Annotated in this window: 19 protein-coding genes and 1 rRNA gene; 15 read left to right on the plus strand and 5 right to left on the minus strand. The window is 49.8% G+C overall.

Annotated features, from left to right (window positions below; genetic code table 11):
* The 3 genes from rrf to DFP95_RS23370 form a co-directional block, all read left to right on the plus strand.
* Positions 1–91: ribosomal RNA gene (gene rrf / locus DFP95_RS23360) — 5S ribosomal RNA — on the plus strand; the annotation flags it as partial.
* A gap of 668 nt (positions 92–759) precedes the next feature.
* Positions 760–1,197 (plus strand): NfeD family protein, encoded by a 438-nt coding sequence (locus DFP95_RS23365; RefSeq protein ID WP_115995113.1) that lies wholly within the window; start codon positions 760–762, stop codon positions 1,195–1,197.
* Entirely contained in the window at positions 1,194–2,123 is a 930-nt protein-coding gene (locus DFP95_RS23370; RefSeq protein WP_115995114.1) for an SPFH domain-containing protein, read from the plus strand. Before DFP95_RS23365 ends, DFP95_RS23370 begins: the two co-directional genes overlap by 4 nt.
* Positions 2,124–2,183: 60 nt before the next feature.
* Here DFP95_RS23370 and DFP95_RS23375 read toward each other — a convergent pair whose 3' ends face one another.
* Complete coding sequence (locus DFP95_RS23375; protein ID WP_115995115.1) at positions 2,184–2,765, minus strand: C40 family peptidase; 582 nt, start codon at positions 2,763–2,765, stop codon at positions 2,184–2,186.
* Between the two features lie 290 nt (positions 2,766–3,055).
* On the opposite strand from DFP95_RS23375, the gene DFP95_RS23380 reads away from it, so the two are divergent.
* A complete protein-coding gene (locus tag DFP95_RS23380; RefSeq protein ID WP_115995116.1) occupies positions 3,056–3,643 on the plus strand; it encodes a guanylate kinase in 588 nt (195 codons plus the stop codon).
* A gap of 153 nt (positions 3,644–3,796) precedes the next feature.
* Entirely contained in the window at positions 3,797–6,343 is a 2,547-nt protein-coding gene (locus tag DFP95_RS23385) for a beta-mannosidase (protein ID WP_115995117.1), read from the plus strand.
* Between the two features lie 73 nt (positions 6,344–6,416).
* Here DFP95_RS23385 and DFP95_RS29030 read toward each other — a convergent pair whose 3' ends face one another.
* Positions 6,417–6,575 (minus strand): hypothetical protein, encoded by a 159-nt coding sequence (locus tag DFP95_RS29030; protein ID WP_181907576.1) that lies wholly within the window; start codon positions 6,573–6,575, stop codon positions 6,417–6,419.
* 211 nt (positions 6,576–6,786) lie between these two features.
* Here DFP95_RS29030 and DFP95_RS23390 point away from each other — a divergent pair, with 211 nt between their 5' ends.
* The 10 genes from DFP95_RS23390 to DFP95_RS23435 are packed head-to-tail and all read left to right on the plus strand — an operon-like array spanning position 6,787 to position 16,970.
* Positions 6,787–7,938, plus strand: a complete 1,152-nt coding sequence (locus tag DFP95_RS23390; protein ID WP_115995118.1) for a CpaE/TadZ family protein — start codon at positions 6,787–6,789, stop codon at positions 7,936–7,938.
* A complete protein-coding gene (locus DFP95_RS23395; RefSeq protein WP_115995119.1) occupies positions 7,901–9,142 on the plus strand; it encodes a TadA family conjugal transfer-associated ATPase in 1,242 nt (413 codons plus the stop codon). Before DFP95_RS23390 ends, DFP95_RS23395 begins: the two co-directional genes overlap by 38 nt.
* Positions 9,139–9,879, plus strand: a complete 741-nt coding sequence (locus DFP95_RS23400; protein WP_115995120.1) for a type II secretion system F family protein — start codon at positions 9,139–9,141, stop codon at positions 9,877–9,879. The genes DFP95_RS23395 and DFP95_RS23400 overlap by 4 nt, the downstream gene beginning before the upstream one ends.
* Positions 9,876–10,718, plus strand: coding sequence for a type II secretion system F family protein (locus DFP95_RS23405; protein ID WP_115995121.1), 843 nt, complete (start codon positions 9,876–9,878; stop codon positions 10,716–10,718). Before DFP95_RS23400 ends, DFP95_RS23405 begins: the two co-directional genes overlap by 4 nt.
* Positions 10,719–10,752: 34 nt before the next feature.
* Positions 10,753–10,950 (plus strand): Flp1 family type IVb pilin, encoded by a 198-nt coding sequence (locus tag DFP95_RS23410; protein WP_115995122.1) that lies wholly within the window; start codon positions 10,753–10,755, stop codon positions 10,948–10,950.
* Entirely contained in the window at positions 10,947–11,627 is a 681-nt protein-coding gene (locus DFP95_RS23415; RefSeq protein WP_115995123.1) for a TadE family protein, read from the plus strand. Before DFP95_RS23410 ends, DFP95_RS23415 begins: the two co-directional genes overlap by 4 nt.
* A 41-nt stretch (positions 11,628–11,668) precedes the next feature.
* Positions 11,669–13,972 (plus strand): hypothetical protein, encoded by a 2,304-nt coding sequence (locus tag DFP95_RS23420; RefSeq protein WP_115995124.1) that lies wholly within the window; start codon positions 11,669–11,671, stop codon positions 13,970–13,972.
* Entirely contained in the window at positions 13,935–14,912 is a 978-nt protein-coding gene (locus DFP95_RS23425; protein ID WP_115995125.1) for a TadE family protein, read from the plus strand. The genes DFP95_RS23420 and DFP95_RS23425 overlap by 38 nt, the downstream gene beginning before the upstream one ends.
* Positions 14,909–15,394 carry an A24 family peptidase gene (locus DFP95_RS23430; RefSeq protein ID WP_115995126.1) on the plus strand — a complete coding sequence of 162 codons (486 nt, stop codon included), beginning with the start codon at positions 14,909–14,911 and terminating at the stop codon, positions 15,392–15,394. Before DFP95_RS23425 ends, DFP95_RS23430 begins: the two co-directional genes overlap by 4 nt.
* Before the next feature lie 7 nt (positions 15,395–15,401).
* A complete protein-coding gene (locus tag DFP95_RS23435) occupies positions 15,402–16,970 on the plus strand; it encodes a DUF6382 domain-containing protein (RefSeq protein ID WP_115995127.1) in 1,569 nt (522 codons plus the stop codon).
* A 22-nt stretch (positions 16,971–16,992) separates the two neighbouring features.
* Here the strand turns inward: DFP95_RS23435 and DFP95_RS23440 are convergent, their stop codons facing one another.
* The 3 genes from DFP95_RS23440 to DFP95_RS23450 form a co-directional block, all read right to left on the minus strand.
* Entirely contained in the window at positions 16,993–17,898 is a 906-nt protein-coding gene (locus DFP95_RS23440) for a TIGR01777 family oxidoreductase (RefSeq protein WP_115995128.1), read from the minus strand.
* A 33-nt stretch (positions 17,899–17,931) separates the two neighbouring features.
* Positions 17,932–18,360 (minus strand): hypothetical protein, encoded by a 429-nt coding sequence (locus tag DFP95_RS23445; RefSeq protein ID WP_115995129.1) that lies wholly within the window; start codon positions 18,358–18,360, stop codon positions 17,932–17,934.
* A 75-nt stretch (positions 18,361–18,435) separates the two neighbouring features.
* Positions 18,436–18,873 carry a DUF2621 family protein gene (locus DFP95_RS23450; RefSeq protein ID WP_115995130.1) on the minus strand — a complete coding sequence of 146 codons (438 nt, stop codon included), beginning with the start codon at positions 18,871–18,873 and terminating at the stop codon, positions 18,436–18,438.
* Positions 18,874–18,962: the final 89 nt, after the last annotated feature.

The raw sequence follows: 18,962 nt of genomic DNA on the forward strand, positions 1-18,962 counted from the left end.
ACGCGTACCCATCCCGAACACGACCGTTAAGCCCTCCAGCGCCAATGGTACTTGGACCGCAGGGTCCTGGGAGAGTAGGACGTTGCCAGGCCGGAGAAACGAGAAAGCACCCAGCGATGGGTGCTTTTTTCGTGCCACTAGAAAGTATAAAATGATTGGGTTCCTGTATATTGATCTAATAGATCGATACAAACCTTGCTGCCTTCCCAAAGCCCGCCGAAGCCGTGTTACTGTTGCGATGTGAGTGAGAGGCAACCATTTGAAATACGATGTTTTTCAAAGTATTTTCGAAGCGGATTCCAGATTTAAGCTGGATTAGGATGTTATTTATCCCTATTGGACACTTTTTGTGCTATTCCTTTCCTAAATACGAGCGATAGTGATGTTCTTCATCCTACTTTGATTGCAAAACTGCTCAATAGTTCTAATAACGATGATCCCCATTCTAATTTTCCTAATTTCCTAAATTTCTAATATCCTTGATTTACCCTTATAGCTCACTCACTTTTATCAAAGGGTACCGCAGAGCACGCCTTAATCTCGAAGTGACGAGCGTCGAAGCCGGTTTTCTTATACGAATCCTAATGAAACTGATATATCGGCTCGGGACTAAGTCTTGAAGCTCAAAAACCCTCGTGACATCACGAGGGTTTTTCAACGTTCACCAAGCAATCGCCAACAACGTTGAGGAATAAGTTCGTTCACTTGTAATGAGCGAGTACGGGCAATCGTAGACTATAGAGAGGGGAGTGGATCGAAATGGACTGGTGGGCGATCTGGCTTATAGTCGGCGGCGTATTGCTCATTGCGGAGATGCTGACGCTGACGTTTTATTTGCTGTGGCTAGGAACAGGTGCCGTAATTGCAGCGGTCGTCGCTCTCATTTTCCCCGAGCTGTATCTCGTTCAGGCTCTATCCGGCGGAGTCGCCGCTCTCGCGTTTACGCTATTCACCAAATCGATTACGAGAAGGTTTAAGCAGTCCAGCGGATATAGGGATGCGATCCACGAGTTAGTCGGCAAGCAGGGTGTTGTCGTGGAGGCCATATCTCCCGGGAATCCGGGTATCGTTAGAGTCGGAAACGAAACATGGAGCGCCATCTCTATCGACGTGCTGCTTAAGGACGATGAAGTAAGAGTCATCAGCAGGGGAACAACGGTGTTAGAAGTGCAAAAATGGGGAGGTTCGCCTGAATGATTTACGTCGTATTTTTAATTTTGATCGTCATTGTCGTTATCGTGATGTTGTCTATCAAAATCGTTCCGCAGCAAAGGATCGGAGTCGTGGAAAGGCTTGGAAAATTTAACCGCTTATTAACGCCGGGAGTTAATATTCTCGTTCCCTTTATCGATAACGTACGTGTGTACCATGATTTGCGAATACAACAAGCTAACGTGCCGCCGCAAACGGTCATTACGAAAGACAATGTCCAAGTTCAGATCGATACGATCATCTTTTATCAAATCGTTGCTCCGGAGCAAGCCACGTATGGAATATCCGATTACGTGTATGGAGTTCGTAATATTACTACTGCTACATTGCGGCAAATTATCGGAAATATGGAGCTGGATGAAACCTTGTCCGGACGGGAGAGAATATCCTCGAATATCCGCTTAGCGCTAGACGAAGCTACGGAGAAGTGGGGAGTGCGCATCGAGCGCGTCGAAGTGTTGGATATCAAACCTCCGGCGGATATCCAAGAAGCGATGGATAAGCAGATGAAGGCGGAACGGAGCAAACGGGCCATCGTGCTGGAAGCGGAGGCGGCGAAGCAAGACGTGATCCTCCGGGCGGAAGGCGACAAGCAGAGCAAGATCTTGAAGGCCGAGGGAGAGAAGGAAGCCCGAATACGCCAGGCTGAAGGCCTCCGTCAGGCACAAGAGCTGGAAGCGCTTGGCCAGGCCAAAGCGATACAAGCGGTCGCCGAAGCGGAGAAAATCCGAATCGAGCTGTTAAGCTCGGCCGGTCTTGACGAGAACGTGCTTGCGTATCGATCGTTCGAAGCGTTAAGCGAAATTGCCAAAGGACCGGCGAACAAGGTGTTCTTGCCCGTTAGCGCGGTGGATACGCTCGGCAGCATCGGAGCGATCGGAGAAGTATTCAAAGCGAGGAAGTCGGAGTAGCGCAGGCATAATACATGAAGAAACCCCGCCAATCCATCGGCGGGGTTGAGCGTCTTCATGCTAGCCGACTCTTCTTGCCGTTATATAGCGGCTTGAGTAATCGCTGACCTTGCTTATCAGAAGACCGTTAAACGAAGTTCCAATCGTGTTATGGATAAACTGGCCTCCGCCGATGTAGATCCCGACATGGTTGATTTTTCCCGGCGTACTAACGCTCAGAAAAATTAAATCCCCAGGTTGCAGGTTCTTCTTGGCAACATAAGTACCTTGCTTGCTTTGGGCGGCAGTGCCCCATTTCAAGCTGATTCCTTGCTTAGCGAAAACGTATTTCGTGAAGGAAGAACAATCGAACCAAAGTTTGGCCGGGTTATTGACTCCGAACTTGTAAGTTACTTTCCCTTTGAGGCTTTTTGCTACGGCTATGATCGATGCTTTCTTCTGCGCGGATGCCGAGCTCACTGTGGCTACGTTGTCTATTTCGGGTGCGGAGCTTGCAGTAGCTACGTTTTCTTGAACGGATGCTGGGGAAGTCGTAGCGGCAAATGCGGATTGTTGACCTGCAACCATGCCAATTCCCGTAGCCATCATCATAAAGCAAGCGGCGCCGATTATTATTTTTTTGAAATGGGATTTATTAGTCATATTAACCCTCCTGTAGGTGTTCTAGGTGACAAATGGAAGTATAGCATGGCGCTTGTCCTAGAATAGGAAATTGAGCGGATTCTAATTTTGGGAATAAGTGGATTCAATAATCAAGCAATGAGGAATACAATGAAAAACGTCGAAAACAAGAGCAATAACACGATAATCGCATGATTACTATAGTTTGTTTGACGTCCCGAGCGTAGATCTTCTATAATTGATAATTATCGGATAATTCTGCATTTTCATAAGGAATTCATCTTTTTTCATTGACGAGGGAGATGGTGCAAATGTACGAATTAAAGGAACGGGACAAGATAATCGTCTTTACCGGCCCGGACGGTTCGGGTAGAAAGTCTGTAGCGGAAGCCGTAGGTCAAACCTTCGGGATGGAAAAAGTCATTTCTTATGTCACTCGACCGCCAAGACCTGGCGAAGTTAACGGTCAAGATTATCATTTCATCACGCATGAAGATTACCGAGAGATGGATGATCAAGGAGGATTTCTGGAGAGCGTTGAAATCGATGGAGACTTCTATGGCATTCGAAGCCTGGATATCGAAGAAAAGCTCAATCAGCACGATTCCGTGTATCTAATCCTGAATCACCAGGGTGCGAGTATCCTGAAGAGCATCTATTCGGACAAAGTCATTCGTTTATTTCTATACGCCGATCGCAGAACGGTGGAAGACCGCGAGCAGAAATTGGGATTGCCGGCGGATGTCATAATAAAACACCTTAGTCATTACGATCTCGAGATGAGCTATCGCAACGCATGCGAACACTCTTTCGAGAATTACGATCTGGGGCAGACAACGTACGAAATCACGAATACGTTGGAAAGATATTTGCAACGCGATTTGGTCGACAAGGACTAGTTCATCCATAGAAGGAACGCGAATCGCAAATCCTAACTTCGCCGTTGGGGGTTGCGATTTTTAGTTATTTCGTATTACGTTTGTTAGCGTTGTGATATAGTTTTAGGATAACAAACGGCAAAGAAATTACATAACAGTAATGGAGGGATCCGCGTGTCCGAATTGAAATGGCTCGTAACGAAATGGAAGTTCAAATCAAGCACGGATCAAGACTGGTTACCCGCGCAGGTTCCGGGTTGCGTGCATACGGATTTGCTGCGAAACGGATTGATTCCAAATCCGTTCGAAGGCAAGAACGAGATCGAGCTCCAATGGATCGATCGTAAGGATTGGGAGTACGAGACCGAATTCGACGCTCCCGAACAGTGGCTCGTCCAATCCCAGATTGAATTGGTGTTTGAAGGCTTGGACACTTATGCGGCAGTTTATTTAAACGATAATCTTATTTTGTCCGCGGATAACATGTTTCGAACATGGACGGCGGAAGTAAAGCCGCTGCTTCACGATAGCGGTAATCGGTTACGGATCGTTTTCCGTTCGGCCATTCAGGAAGGACTTTCGAAGCTCGAGGCTAACGGGTTCGGTTATCCGGCACCCAACGATGATTCGTCGATCGGCGGTCTTGAAGAGCGGAAGCTAAGCGTATTTTCTCGGAAAGCACCCTATCATTACGGCTGGGATTGGGGTCCGAGGTTCGTCACCAGCGGTATTAGCAAGAATATATCGATTCAAGGCTGGACAGGCTATCGAATACGGGATTTATTCATTCGTCAGGATCAAGTGTCAGCGGATTTCGCGAAAATAACGGCAGTCGTGCAAATTCAATCCGAAGTTGAGGGAATTGGCAAGCTAATCGTTACCTCTGACAACGGAATGAGTTGGGACAAGCAAGTTCAGCTAAGTCCAGGCAGTCAAACGGTGGAGATCGCAATCGATATCGCATCTCCTAAGCTGTGGTGGAGCAGAGGGTTAGGCGAAGCCTCGCTCTATACGTTCAATGCGTCTTTCAGCGCGGATAATGGCCAATTAACGAGCAAATCCGTTCGGACGGGTCTACGCTCGGTGAAACTGATTCGCAAGCCGGACAATAAGGGAACGAGCTTCTATTTCGAATTGAACGGAATTCCCGTTTTCGCCAAAGGCGCCAACCATATTCCGAATGACAGCTTTTTCAACGAAGTTACGGAAGAACGTTATCGGCATGAAATTGCAAGCGCTGCCGAATCCAATATGAATATGCTCAGAGTTTGGGGCGGGGGACTCTACGAACAGGATATTTTCTATGATCTATGCGATGAATACGGAATTCTCGTATGGCAGGACTTTATGTTCGCTTGCAGCATGTACCCCGGCGATCAGGCCTTTTTAGACAACGTCCGCGAAGAAGCGATAGACAATATCCGAAGGTTGCGCAATCATCCAAGCATCGCGTTATGGTGCGGTAACAACGAGATCGACACCGCTTGGTCCCAATTCAGCGAAGATGGCGGTTGGGGCTGGAAGCAACGATATACGGCCGAGCAACGAGATAAAATATGGACGGATTACGAAGCGATATTCCATCGAGTGCTTCCCGAGGTCGTCGAAGAATACGCGCCGGACATCGAATATTGGCCGTCTTCGCCGATGCAGGCTATTACGAATAACGTCGAACAGCATGCGACGAACAATTCCTCTAACGGGGATATTCATTTTTGGGCGGTATGGCATGCATCGGAACCGTTCGAGAATTATAAGCTCAACGTGGGAAGATTCATGAGCGAATACGGTTTTCAATCGTTCCCGGAGCATAAGACGGTCAGCGCGTATGCAAACAAGGACCAAATGGCGCTCGATTCCGACGTCATGCTGCATCATCAGAAGAACGGACGCGGCAATTTTTTGATTAAGGAATATTCGGAGAAATATCTTAAAGACCCTAAAGACTTCGTCTCCTTTCTTTACATGAGCCAGGTGCTCCAAGCGGAAGGCATGAAGATCGCTATCGAAGCGCATAGAAGGAACAAAGATTATTGCATGGGTACGTTGTACTGGCAGATGAACGATTGCTGGCCGGTCGCTTCTTGGTCGAGCATGGACTATTACGGCCGATGGAAAGCCGTTCAATATTACGTGGCGCGCAGCTTCCGCGATGTGATGGTGTCGATCGAACAGACTGAAGACAGCATCGAATTCCATGTCGTAACGGATATTCTCCAGCCGATTCAAGCAACGCTGAAATGGACGTTATACGATTTCGAAGGGAATGCGTTGAAGTCGGATTCCCATCCCGTGGACGTCCCGGTTAACGGAGCGGTAAAAGCATTGCAATTACAGGTAGTGGAACTCTTGGAAAACTACAGCGCGGAGAATACGGTATTGGTGGGGCGATTGATTCAAGATGGCCGGGAGTTGGATAGCAAGGAACACTATTTTCGCTATTCAAAGCATTTAGCGTTAAGTATGAAGCCGAATATCGAGATAACGGAAATACAGGGGAGCTCGGGAACGGCATATACTTTGAACGCGCGCAGCCTTGCCAAGCAAGTGTGGCTGCAATCAGAGGAAGAGGGGATATTCTCCGATAATTACTTCGATCTCGTGCCGGGAGTACCCAAGACGGTGATTTTCAAGAAGAGGATTGCGGAATCCGCTGCTTTCATACAGGCTTCTCCCGGAAAGCTTGACGTCAAATCGATGGTCGATTTTGTCGGTCGCTGATCAAGTTAATCGTGAGATGAAATGCCCGAACTATCGGCTCCAAGGAGACGATAGTTTGGGCATAGTATAAGTTTTAAACCGAGTTTCTCCGACCTCGCATCAACAGGATCAAGCCGATGATTACGACCGCGAAGCCGATAACGCCGAAGGAAGAAACTACGCCGATAGCCACTTTGGCTACCCAGAGAATGATGGCGACGATTAACGCGAGAATACCTAAGAATAGAATCATAGTAATACCCCCATATGATTTGATATCTGTTATTACCCGAAAATCCGAAATTAAACAAAGGGAATTATTGTATGATGACGGATTGACTTAAATGGAAACTCATGGTATCTTATCGATACAAATAATTTAAGCAAAGCGGAAGCACCGCAAATTCTGACGGTTTACGTCGGGGTTTGCGGTTTTTTGCGTTTCCGGACAGGAGGAGAATGGAATGGCCAAGAGAGTCGTAATTGCGGTTTCTCAGCGGGAATATGCCGCCAAGCTTGCTGAGTATCTTAGGGAGGAGGAGCCGGATTGGGAAATCGCAGCTTATACGCACGATAGCGCGCTGCGTATGGAACTGCAGGACAATCGAAAGATCGACTTATTGATCGGCGAACCCAACCTACTGCAACAACAAATTGACCTGAATGGCCGCGTCGCTACGATAATTGCTCTAGTAGAGGAGAGAGGGCTAATCGAAGACGTAAAGCATTGGCAAGAGGTCGTCCGGTATCAGCCTTTGCCCGCTATTTTATCCGGATTGAGAGTGGCGATGACGCCGGTTACGGTATCCTCCTCCTCAGGTAAAGGTCAAATCGTTACGGTTTTCTCCGCTTCCGGTGGTCTTGGCAAAACGACTGTGGCTATAAACCTGATTCGACAAGCCGGGGAACGTGGATTGCGTACTTTTTACTTGAACATGGAGGCGCTGAACGCAACATCTCTGTTATTCGGCAGAGGGGAGCCGGATAGCTTGTCCCGATTGTTATATGCGATGCAGGCGCATCCGGACCAATGGAAGACTTTATTAGGGCAGCTATGCAGGCATCAACCGCAATTGCGGACGGATTATCTGGATGCGCCGGATCATCCGGGCGAGCGTCTGGCGTTGACCTCGGAGGTTTTGGAAGCGTTGCTGGAACGAATCCGTGAAACGGAGCGATACGATTTGATTGTAATTGATCCGGATTCCGGAGCTGGAGAATGGCATCGCAGGCTTCTGCAAATGAGCGATAAGGTCGTATGGGTGACTGCCGACGACGCCCAAACGCTTTCGAAGACGGGGAAGCTGCTTCATTATTGGAAGGAGACAACCGGTAATGCCATGAATCAAGTTTCGTTCGTGCTTAACAAAGGAAACGGAGGAGCGATGATGAATCAATGGAATTTGCCCTCCGGCGCACCGGCTGCGACGTTGCCCTACATCCCGCAATGGAAGGCGATAGAACATCCGGGAAAGCTTCTAAACGCTCCGGCTTTCTCGGGTGCGGTGGAGCAGCTTTTTCATAGCTTGGGTTTCGGAGAATTGATTCCGAGGGCGAGACGGAGAAGGGAGGATGGACATGGAGCTCAGCGGACTCACGTTAGAGGAGCTGGCTGAGTTGAGAGAGGCGGTTAGATCGCGATTATCCTGGGATAGCTCGGTATCGGACGATGAACTGCGCGAATTGATCGAGAACGAGCTGTTTCGGCGAGAGAGGACGCGTCGAATGACGGCGGGCGAGAGGAAATCGGCCGTTACTAGATTGTTCCATTCCTTTCGCGGTTTAGATGCGTTACAACCATTGCTGGAGGATCACGAAATTACGGAAATTATGATCAATGCCCATGACGAGATTTATATAGAGAGACGAGGCGAACTTCAATCCGTCAATCTCGGCTTCGAGAGTTCCGAGAGATTAGAGGATCTGATCCAGAGCATCGTAGGCAGAGTTAATCGTATCGTGAACGAGGCATCGCCGATAGTAGATGCAAGGTTACCTGACGGTTCCAGGGTAAACGTTGTTTTGCCGCCGATCGCGCTAAAAGGACCGACGGTAACCATTCGAAGGTTTCCGAAGCACCCGCTTGGAATGGAGGATCTCATAGAAAGAGAAGCTCTCTCGCGGGAAGCGGCCGAATTCTTAAGGCAGATGGTTGTCGCTAAGTATAATTTATTCATTAGCGGCGGGACCGGCTCGGGGAAGACGACCTTCCTTAATGCGCTTTCCCAATGGATTCCCCAGGATGAGAGGGTCATCACGATAGAAGATGCCGCGGAGCTGCAAATACGAGGCGTGACCAACTTAGTGTCGTTGGAGACTCGAAATTCGAATAGCGAAGGCAAGGGCCAAATCGGCATCCGCGAGTTGATCCGAACTTCCTTGCGTATGCGCCCCAATCGCATTATCGTCGGGGAGGTTAGAGGGGCGGAAGCGCTTGATATGTTGCAAGCCATGAATTCCGGACATGAAGGAAGCTTGTCGACCGGTCATTCGAACGGCGCCAAGGATATGGTCTCCCGCTTGGAAACGATGGTGCTGAGCGGGGCGGAACTGCCGGTAACCGTGGTCAGGCAACAAATCGCATCGGCAATCGATATTTTCGTACATTTGAGCCGTTTTCGGGACTCTTCGAGACGCGTGTCGGAAATATGCGAGGTGTCGGGAATTCGCAATGGCGAGGTAGAGGTAAACACGCTTTTCCGCTTCGTAGAGAGAGGAGAAGAAAAAGGAAGAATCGCGGGAGAGCTTAGGCGGGAGGGCTTTCTTCACGATAGGAGAAAGCTCCAACATGCCGGGCTTGCTGGGGAGGAGGGCGGATGACGGATTATCGGTTTTACCAGTTGAGCGCGCTCGAGAAGTTATGGGCAAGCTGCCTCGGTTGCGTGCTTTGCTTCGTGGCAATTTGGTTGATGTATCGGCATTCGGTTATTGCTCTAGCGTTGGCGCCTATAGGAATGTTCTACCCTCGCTACTATGCTAAGGCTCTTTGCAGGAAACGGAGGGACAAGCTGAGATTGCAATTCAAAGATGCGCTACAAGCTCTATCCTCTCTCTTATCCGCGGGCAGATCCGTCGAGAATGCCATAATGGCGCTTGAGAGCGATCTTGTCCTCTTGATCGGAGATTCCGAATCCGATCTATTGGTCGAGCTTAGGGCGATCGCGAACAGATTAAACAACGGAGAACCGTTGGAATTGGCTTTGGCGGATTTCGCAAAACGGTCCGATCTAGAAGAGGCTAGAAATTTCGCCGACGTGATCTCTATATGCAAGAGGGCGGGAGGGGATTTAGTAGAAGTCGTACGAAGAACTTCCCAATTGATTAGCGAGAAGCTGGAGGTCGAACTGGAAGTTACGGTTTTAATCGCCCAGAAGAAATTCGAATCTCGAATCATGATGGGAATGCCCTTCGCCTTCGTAGGAGCCCTCGGATTCATGGCAGCGGATTACATGGAGCCATTGCATAAGGGAATGGGGATCGTTCTGCTAACGGCATGTTTGATTTTGTTAATGGGTTGCAGTTGGTGGATGACCCGAATCATGGACATTAGATTATGATCGGCGGCATCATGATTCTAATCGTAGCGGGAATGTCGGTTTTGTATGTTGTTCTGTTATTCCGGGCATGGAGGAAAGGCAAGCCTAAACGGATTCGACCTAATGTCGATCCTTTCGTCATTCTATTGCATTACCGTCCGCTGTTGGCTCGATTGCAGCCGCTATTGCAACGACAAAGGATTTGCCTTGCGATATTAAACGGAGGCGCATGTCCTCTGGAAACCTTAGTTGCTTGGGCCGCCGAATGCGTCGGACTTGCTTATTTCATGCTTCTGATCTCCTGTCTGCTTGGAGTAGCGTCGAATAATTCTGCTTTGTTCATGTTGGGGATCCTCGTCTCGGGTTGTCTTCTTGTATTGCGATCGAAGGAACTGTCCGACAAGGTGTCCAAACGCCGTCAAGCCATCGTCATGGAAATGCCGGAATTGCTTAGCAGGCTGTTGCTAATGGTCAATGCGGGAGAGAACGTGATGAGAGCGTTAGCCCGTTCTATCGAACAAAAGCACGACAGCGCGAATCCCTTATACATGGAATTGAAGGCGGCTATCGAAGGGATGAAACGGGGGGAAAGCTTGGCAACGGCTTTGGAAGAGATGGGACGAAGGTGCGCGGTACCCGAGGTGAAATTGTTCGCCACGACGTTGCTTATCAACGCGCGAAGAGGCGGAGATGCCTTCGTGCCGGCGCTTCGGGAATTAACGAGGCAAATGTGGGACAAGCGCAAGGCGATTGCCCGGACGCTTGGCGAGCAAGCATCCTCCAGATTGGCTTTTCCGCTGGCGGTCGTGTTTTTACTAATAATGGTACTGGTCGGGGCGCCTACAGTGCTTATGATGTAACTCCATATACGAAGGCTGAGAAAGGATGAGAGGCATGGTTCAATTATATCAAAGGGGAACAAAGGCTTTAGGATCGCTATGGAGAGACGAGAGAGGTATCGGAACCTTGGAGATTGTTCTCATCGCGGCAGTATTGATCATGGTGGCTATTTTCTTCAAGGATTGGATCTTGGAGTTTCTGGGAGAATTAATGGACTCGGTAGAAGGAAAAGCGGACGACATATTCGAATGAGCAAGTCCAAACGCGACTGGAAAGACTCGGACGGTTCGGTTTCATTAGAAGCATCCATGGTATTTCCATGGGTACTGATGATTACTTTCTTATTGGTGGTGTTTGCCTTGTTCATTTCTCAAAGAGCATTGCTCTATTATAGCTCTACGGTTATGGCGGAACGAACTGCGTTCAGTTGGTCTAATTCGACTAAAGATTCTCGTAGCGGCGCATATCCGCAGGGGCAATACGACGGATTGTATTGGCGATTGACCGACGACGCCTTAGTGCGTGGACTATTCGGCTTAGTAACGGATCAAGAGGCAGCCACAAGCGTCAGGATAGATTCGGAAATGGTCGAAGGTCAAGGCCGGAACGCGGAAAATAAGCTTCAAAGAATAGGTTATGAAACGGCATCCGTTCATCGGATGGGAACGGGCGAGATCGATTATCGTAACGCGGGCATCAACCGACAAATTGAAGTTCGCGTAACCGGCAATTGGATTGCCGAGCCGCTATCTTGGATTCGCGGCGACGGAGAGACCGAGACGGAAGTTACCGCGCTGATCGTCGAGCCTGCGGAGTTCATTCGCTCCTTCGATTTGGTCCGTTATTATGCCTCCCGGATTAAGGAAGCGGGTGCAGGAGGGGATGCGTATCGTGATAAAGCGGGAGGCGTCTTGCAGAAACGAGAATAAATTTTTCTTGTTTTGCAAGCAAGGATGGGGAGGCGGCCGAATTGAATGAGCGTGTAGAGTCCGAGGATACTCATTCGCGAAACCGGGAATGCAAAAGGCGGAGGGACGAAGGCTCGGTAACGATTTATTTTATTACGGCTACCGCGGCTTTCGTGCTATTGACGGCGCTGTTAATCGACTTTGCCCGGATAGCGGCATTCCGTAAGCAGGCCGAGATTTCCGTGAAATCGGGGGTGCGGTCGGCCTTATCTTCTTTCGACCCCATCGTTTACGAGAAATACGGCTTGTTTATTAGAGGCGGAGATTCAGCAAACGAGCTCTTCCTTGAGACGCTGCAAGGTAACGTGCCGGAGACGGGCAGCAGCGGAGCGCTTAAGTTTTTGGATACCCGTTGGGAAGAAACGGGTGTGACGGAAAGCAGACCGCTAGCGAGTCACGACGTATTCAACCGGCAAGTTCTGGAGGAAATGAAGTACAAGGCACCTATCGATTTGACTTTGGAGATGGCGGAGCGTTTCGGAGGCCTTTCCAGCGCCATGGAAGAAGCGGCATCGACGGTGGATCTGCTCGAAAAAATGCGGAAGGCTTACGAGAAGAGAGAAGCGGCACTCGACGGTGCGTTGGCTATTCAAACCGATGTAGGAGAAGCGATACAACAGTTATTGGCCGCCGAAGTTAACGATCCTCCTATCGACGTAAATACCGGCGCGACCGCCGGCAGCGTTAATACGATCGTCGATATCGCAGTCGGCTATGAGGATTACGTGAGTAAACGGCAGGAGGATGAAGCAAGGAGAGCGGCGCAAAGAGCGGCGGAAGAGCAAAAGGATCTAGAGACGGAAACGGAGGAAACGAAAGAATCCGACGATAAGGAAGCGGTTGAGGACGTCGTATTGGAAGGCCCTAAGTATGAAGCGATTGTCATTTCTTACGAAACGGGGACTAACGCACTCGCAATGACGCTGAATAATAGAGCTTTATCTATTATATCGAGATCAAACGAAGCGGGAGAGGACGCAATCGCGAAATGGCTCATCGCGAAAGAAGCGAACGAGGAAATGCGAGCGTTAGCGGAACAAGCGAAGGTTATGCCGACCGCTTCCTCCACGGAGCAAGCGGATGGGGAAATCGCCGACGAAACCCAGTCATTGGAAGAGATTCGCAAGACGGCGGACGAGTTGGTGCTCGAGGCGTCCTTTTTCGAAGATTACGCCGCCGAAATCGGGGAGCAACGAACTCTAGGCCAATTATTAGGCAACGAAGCATCGGCATTCTCCTCGCTTGCCGTATCGGTTCCGGGCTCGACGGGCAAAGGTGCGTATTTACGGGATGGAGCTTCCCGATTACAGAACGGTTACTCGAACTACAATCGGTTGTATGGAGCAAACGGAACGGTGGGCACGAATCGGCTGAAGGTTCTGCAAGCCCATCGCTCGAAAGACAATGAAATTAAGCAGGAGGAGCAGAAAGCTCGTTCGGCATGGTCGGGAGCGACGAACTTCTTGGCCTCCTTATCGGGAGCGACCGGCTCGGAAGAGGACAAGATTAGCTTCGAGCAAGCGAATGAACTCTATCGAATCAACAAGGATTGGAATCATTCAGAGGAAGAGCAAGCACGAGTGGAAGCGAGTAGTGATCCATCCGCAGGTAGAGATCAGGCAATGTCGGAAACAAGCGGTCTATTAAAGCTGTTAGAAGGCTCTGCTCTCGGAATCAGAGATCAGCTGTATTTCTCGGAATATACGATTTCACGATTATCCCGCTACGATCCGGTTTGGATAAAGGGAATGTTGAAAGGGGAGGATGCCCCTTTGGATATCCATCTACAGGAAACGGAGTATATTCTGTACGGGATCAACAACCCGGCAGGGAACATCGCGGCAGCCTATAGCGAGATTTTCGCTTTTCGATTGGCGATCCGAACGATGGAAGGATTGATCGAATGCCGTTCAATGGGTCATCCGCTCCTCGTGCTTGCCGCTGCCCTTGTTTACGGAATCGGTAAAGCATTGATGGATTTACGTCAATTAGTAGAGAACGGCAATGTTCAGCTTTCCAAAACGATCAAAGTAGATACCGTTTATTCGGATTATTTGAGGCTATTCTTGCTTGCGCACGGCGGATCGTCCAATCAAGTAGCTAGAATGATAGCAATCATGGAGCATGCAACCGGGCTGGATTTTCGCGGTGCGTACACCTATGCGAGCGCGGAAGGCAGCGCATCTGTCCGGTTATGGTTTTTTCCCGGTTTGTTAAAGATGCTGGGGAAGTTTGGCGACCTGGGCGGAACGGTAAAGGGGAACCGATATGAATCGACATATACGGCCGATAGCTCCTATCAATAAGGATATGTCCTCGATGCGAGCGGCGAGCGGAGGAGTGACTTTGGAAACCGCGCTCGTCATGCCGGTGTTCCTGATGTTCGTTTTGTTCCTGATCTTCATGGTTCAGACGGCCGTTATTTCCATGGCCGTGCATGGGGCGTTATCGCAAACGGCAAGGCAGGCAGCATCGGCATGGTACCCGATATCGCTAGGCTTGGAACAAGCGCGCGAGTCTCAGCTCAACCAACAAATCGAACAATGGAACGACAAGTGGCTCAAAGTCGGAGAAACCGTAAGCAAATACGGTAAATGGCTCCCGTCGCCCATGAAGGAATGGGCGGAGGAAGCCGCGAGCGGGACGTTTTCCTTGGAGCAGCAAGCAGCTAAGGTAGCATTTAACCGTCTGGTACAGCCTTTTATGGATGAACGGGTATTGGATACTTCTCGATTCAAGGTGATTTCCGTGGAATTGCCGGACGAGGGAACAAGCGGCAATACGTACTTAACCCTTCAAGCGGAATATGCTCTACCCGTGAAAGTTCCCATCATAGGCAGGAGATTGATCATTCGAGAGTCCGCGAGGGAGAGAGTATGGGTAGGCGGGCTCCCTTCAACTTCTCGGCATGCGAAAGAGGGGCAACAATCATTTAACGTTTCATTCGTTTCTTTAGATCCGAATCCGGTTAAACCCGGCCGCAAAGCTACTCTCGTTATCCGCACTGCTCCGGGTACGAAAGTAGATCTTTCCATCCTATACAAAAGCGGCCTAAGCCAAGCCAAGCATCTGGGAAGCGCGACGGCAGACGAATCCGGGCTGATTTCTTGGACATGGCATGTTTCCGGTAGGACAACGCCGGGGCAATGGAGCTTGCAGGTTTCCAACGCGGAGGGGGGAACGTGGCAAAAAACATTCGAAGTAGCCGGTAAGAGCATATTGGATTCCGGGGAGGATCGAAGGTGAATATTTGGACTTTAATCAGCATGAGCATACTTCTGGTCATTGCTTGTTGGACGGATATCAAACGCATGCGAATCCCTAATCGCTTAACAGTTCTATTCGCAATTGGGGGGATCGTGTATCAAGTACTAGCCGCTGGAATGCATGGGCTTGGATGGGGAGGATTGGGGTTGCTATCCGGATTCGTTCCCTTGTACATCATGAACCGATTCGGAGGGATCGGGGGCGGAGACGTGAAATGGTTCGGAGCATTCGGGATGTGGATGGGTCCTTATTTGACTTTGAGTTTGCTGGCGATCTCTATTGTATTCGCAGGCGGAATCGCATCCGCGATATTCATGATGAGACTTCCCGGTTTGCGGAAAATCGGGAAGAGAATGAAATGGCCGTGGGGGGAACATCCGCTGTCGGGCGGTCGGGGAGTGCAATTCCCTTTCATGATCGCGGTCGCTCCCGGCTTTATTACTCTACTAGGGAAAGGATAGGGAGAAGATGGAACAATTGTCGAGTCGTTTCGAGCAGAAGCGAGGCCACTTCATGATCTTGGAGCGGACTCCTCCCCTTACGCGCAACGAATTAAACGATACGCAAATTCAGATGCTCAAGCAATGCGAAGTACCGGGATTATTGCGATTGGAAACCGAGGAAAGCGACGGATGCATATCGCTGCGCTATTCGCTATCGGGTACACGAATGCTATCGGAAGCCATGCGAACGACGCAGTGGTCGATGGCGGAAATGATTGGAGCGCTCTGCAAGGTTGCAGACGTGCTAGAGGAGTGCAGGCTCTATTTGCTAGATTCCGATAGAATCAGGCTGCAAGACGAATTCATTTTCGTAGGCGAGGACTGGCATGATTTGAAGTTTACCTACCTGCCCATCGATATGCCGACTCTACGTCGAGCGGATGATTTGGAGAGACTTGTCATGAGATGGATGATGAAAATAAAGGACCCTGACGGACAGGTTTTGCAAAATATATTGAGGCTGGTCGCGACAGAGAACTTCATGCCGATTATTTTGAGCAGGTATGCCAAGCATTATTTATCTGGCCAACTTTCCGATGCTCCCCTTGCATCTTATCGGAATACTCCGCCTTCCTTATCGGAGCTCGCGGCTACGGAGTCGACGCGGCAATCCTCGAAAGCCGCTCGCTCATCATGGGATCTGCTTCAGCCGGCTTCCGGCGATCTTCATTCCATATCAGAGCTTTTGGGGGATGCGCAGGAGCACTTAGCCGGAACCATGCATAGCCCACCGGAACGTCTAGTTGCGGAATCGAATGTAGATCGCATTCCCATGGATATGGGAAGGTGGCGTATCGTAGTCGCGTGCGTCGCTCTATTCTTAGTGGCTATCCCATGGAGATTCGTCTATTTGAACGAACCTAACGAAAATAAGCTGCTGATTTGCCTTAGCTTGACTTTGATAACTGGCGCAGGATTTCTGATGTTATGGAAAGGCAAACCACGCTGGTGGGCGAAGAAACGGGAATTGACGGCTCGGTCCGAGGAAAAGAAAAGCGGTCATTTCTTGTCCGTTCTGGATGAAGAGCAATTTTATTCGGATGAGCAACTGGTAGCTCCAAGGTTTCCAGCTTTCCATTCGCTGGCAGCCTCGGATGGAAAAGGGGAAGAGATCGAACGTCACTATCGTGAAGCTCCCGATCATAGCTTATCGGTAAGGAAAGAGACGACTTGGCTATCTTCGAAGAACGATCAAACGCAATATCTCGACGCACGGCAATTGCCTATCATCGCCGACTATTGCTTAGTCTGGAAATCGAAGGACGAGGGCTGCAGGATTCCCCTTCAAGGGAAATCGTTGGTCATAGGTAGATCGGCGGAAGCCGCGCAGCACGTGGATGAAACGATGGGTATCTCGCGTGCGCATGTGGAACTGCTGCAAGAAGCCGCGCAATGGAAAGTCAAGGACCTAGGTTCGCGCAATGGCACCCGGCTAAACGACAGGCCCATGACTCCGTACGAATTATACCCGCTGAATGCCGGGGATTGTTTGACTTTAGCTCACTCGCAGTACCGATTCCAGCAAGCGCAATAATCGGGATATGTAAAAAAGAAGCCTAGCGGGTTATATCCCGCAAGGCTTCTTCCAATTTCGGAAAAGCGAAAACATATCCATGATCCAGCAATTTACGGGGCAACGCTTTCTGACCCGTAACGACTAACGTACTCATTTCTCCTAATAGGGATTTAAGCATGAAAGCCGGAACGGGGAACCAGTGGGGCCGATTCGTTACCCGGCCCAATATTCGCCCGAACTCGTCGTTCGATACCGGATCGGGAGCAACCGCATTTACCGGCCCCGATATCGAAGGATTATCCAGGCAGAATAGGATCAAGGAAACCATGTCCTGAAGATGGATCCAAGGAAGTCCTTGCTTACCGTCTCCGATGCGTCCTCCGCCGAACAATCGGTAAGGCAGGCGGATGAGAGAGAACGCGCCGCCATTGCGGGCGCAGACAAGACCTATTCTGAGCTTAACCAGTCGTTGGGCGGGTATTTCATCCGCCGCTGCTTCCCATTTCACGACGGTCGTGCCGAGAAAGTCGGCGGGCATAACCGGCGAAGATTCATCGAACACCCGATCTCCGGAGTGACCGTACAGAGAAATTCCGGATGCGTTAACGACGACTCGGGGAGGAGAATCCATTCTCTTCAAATTGTCGGCAATGCGATTCGCTGCTTCTATCCTTGAAGATAGAATTCGTTCTTTGGCATTATCAGTCCATCTTTGGTTAATGGATTCCCCGGTCAAGTTGACGATGCCATCAATGCCGTTCAAGCGTTCGGGATCGGCGCTCCATTCCGCCCAAGTCACATACTGAGGATGGGGAAGCGCGGTATCGAAATCAGGCTTAACGAACTTCTTCCTTGTTACGATCCACACTTCGTCTCCTCGGGACAACAATGCATGCGTCAGAGCTTTTCCGATGAATCCCGTGCCTCCGCACAACAATAGCCGCATCGCGTCTCTCCTCACATCGATTTCAGATAATGATTATCGCTTCTCTATCGAAATAATGATGTTCTGTTCGACGTTCTCGCCGTTAGCGTCTAACGTTTCTGAGGTATATTGAAATTTAACGGGAGTTCCTTTTTCCCAAGGATCCACCTGCTCCGCGATTTCAGGGGTAACTTGGAAAGGCGTCGGCCCCTCTTCCGTGGTGATTTCCACGGAATGGCTATCTTGAAGTCCTACGTATTCACCCGTACCCGATAGGGTTTCCGGAGAAGCGTCGGGGCTTTCCGTTTCCGCAATGACCTCGCTCGCGCTTGGGCTAGGGCTTGGACTAGCGGAAACGGTAGAACTGGCCGACGGAGAAGAATTGGCATTCTTAGCATTGTTGCTGCATGCCGTTCCGATAAGTGCTAGGGTAAGTACGGCAATGCTCATTGCTATAGCCGTTTTGTTCGTTTTTTTCATCATGCGACGTACACCTCCTATGAGGTTAGACGGATAGAATCGACAAAGGTTTCGTTTTTCGACCGAGAGCCATCGATCCTACTTGTTCAGAAGGTGCCTGTAAGCGGTATAGTCGATTTGGTTTTTTTCCAGAAAATCGACAAGACTGCGATAATCCCGAGGCGGAGTCGCCCGTATGTAACCTTCGATGCAATGATCCTTCGTCACTTCGGTCGAGCCGCTTTCTACTGCTATCTGTCCGATCTTGGCGGCGATAGAATGACTTGCGATGTCCCTAAAGGGACCGGGAACCGGTGATACCAGCTTGCGCAGCATGGCCTTGGACTCCTCGGTCCATAACTCCCGGCTGCGTTCAACCCAATAATTCTGCCAATCGAGCTTGGACTTGCCGTCGCTTTTCGGAAGCACTTTCAAAAACTTGCGGAACATGAAAAAACCGCCAACGCACATGAACAATACGAGCACGATAGTCCAAAATCCGATGAAATACATAAACCAATCGGGCGTCGATTTCATAAACATCACCTCATTCTGAAATTATAGCCTATTTCTAGTCGAGGTGAAACATCTACGCTAAAAGCCTGCTATCAAAGGGATATTAGATT

Origin of the sequence: Cohnella lupini (genome assembly GCF_003386205.1) — a bacterium.
GTDB classification, from domain to species: Bacteria; Bacillota; Bacilli; order Paenibacillales; family Paenibacillaceae; genus Cohnella; species Cohnella lupini.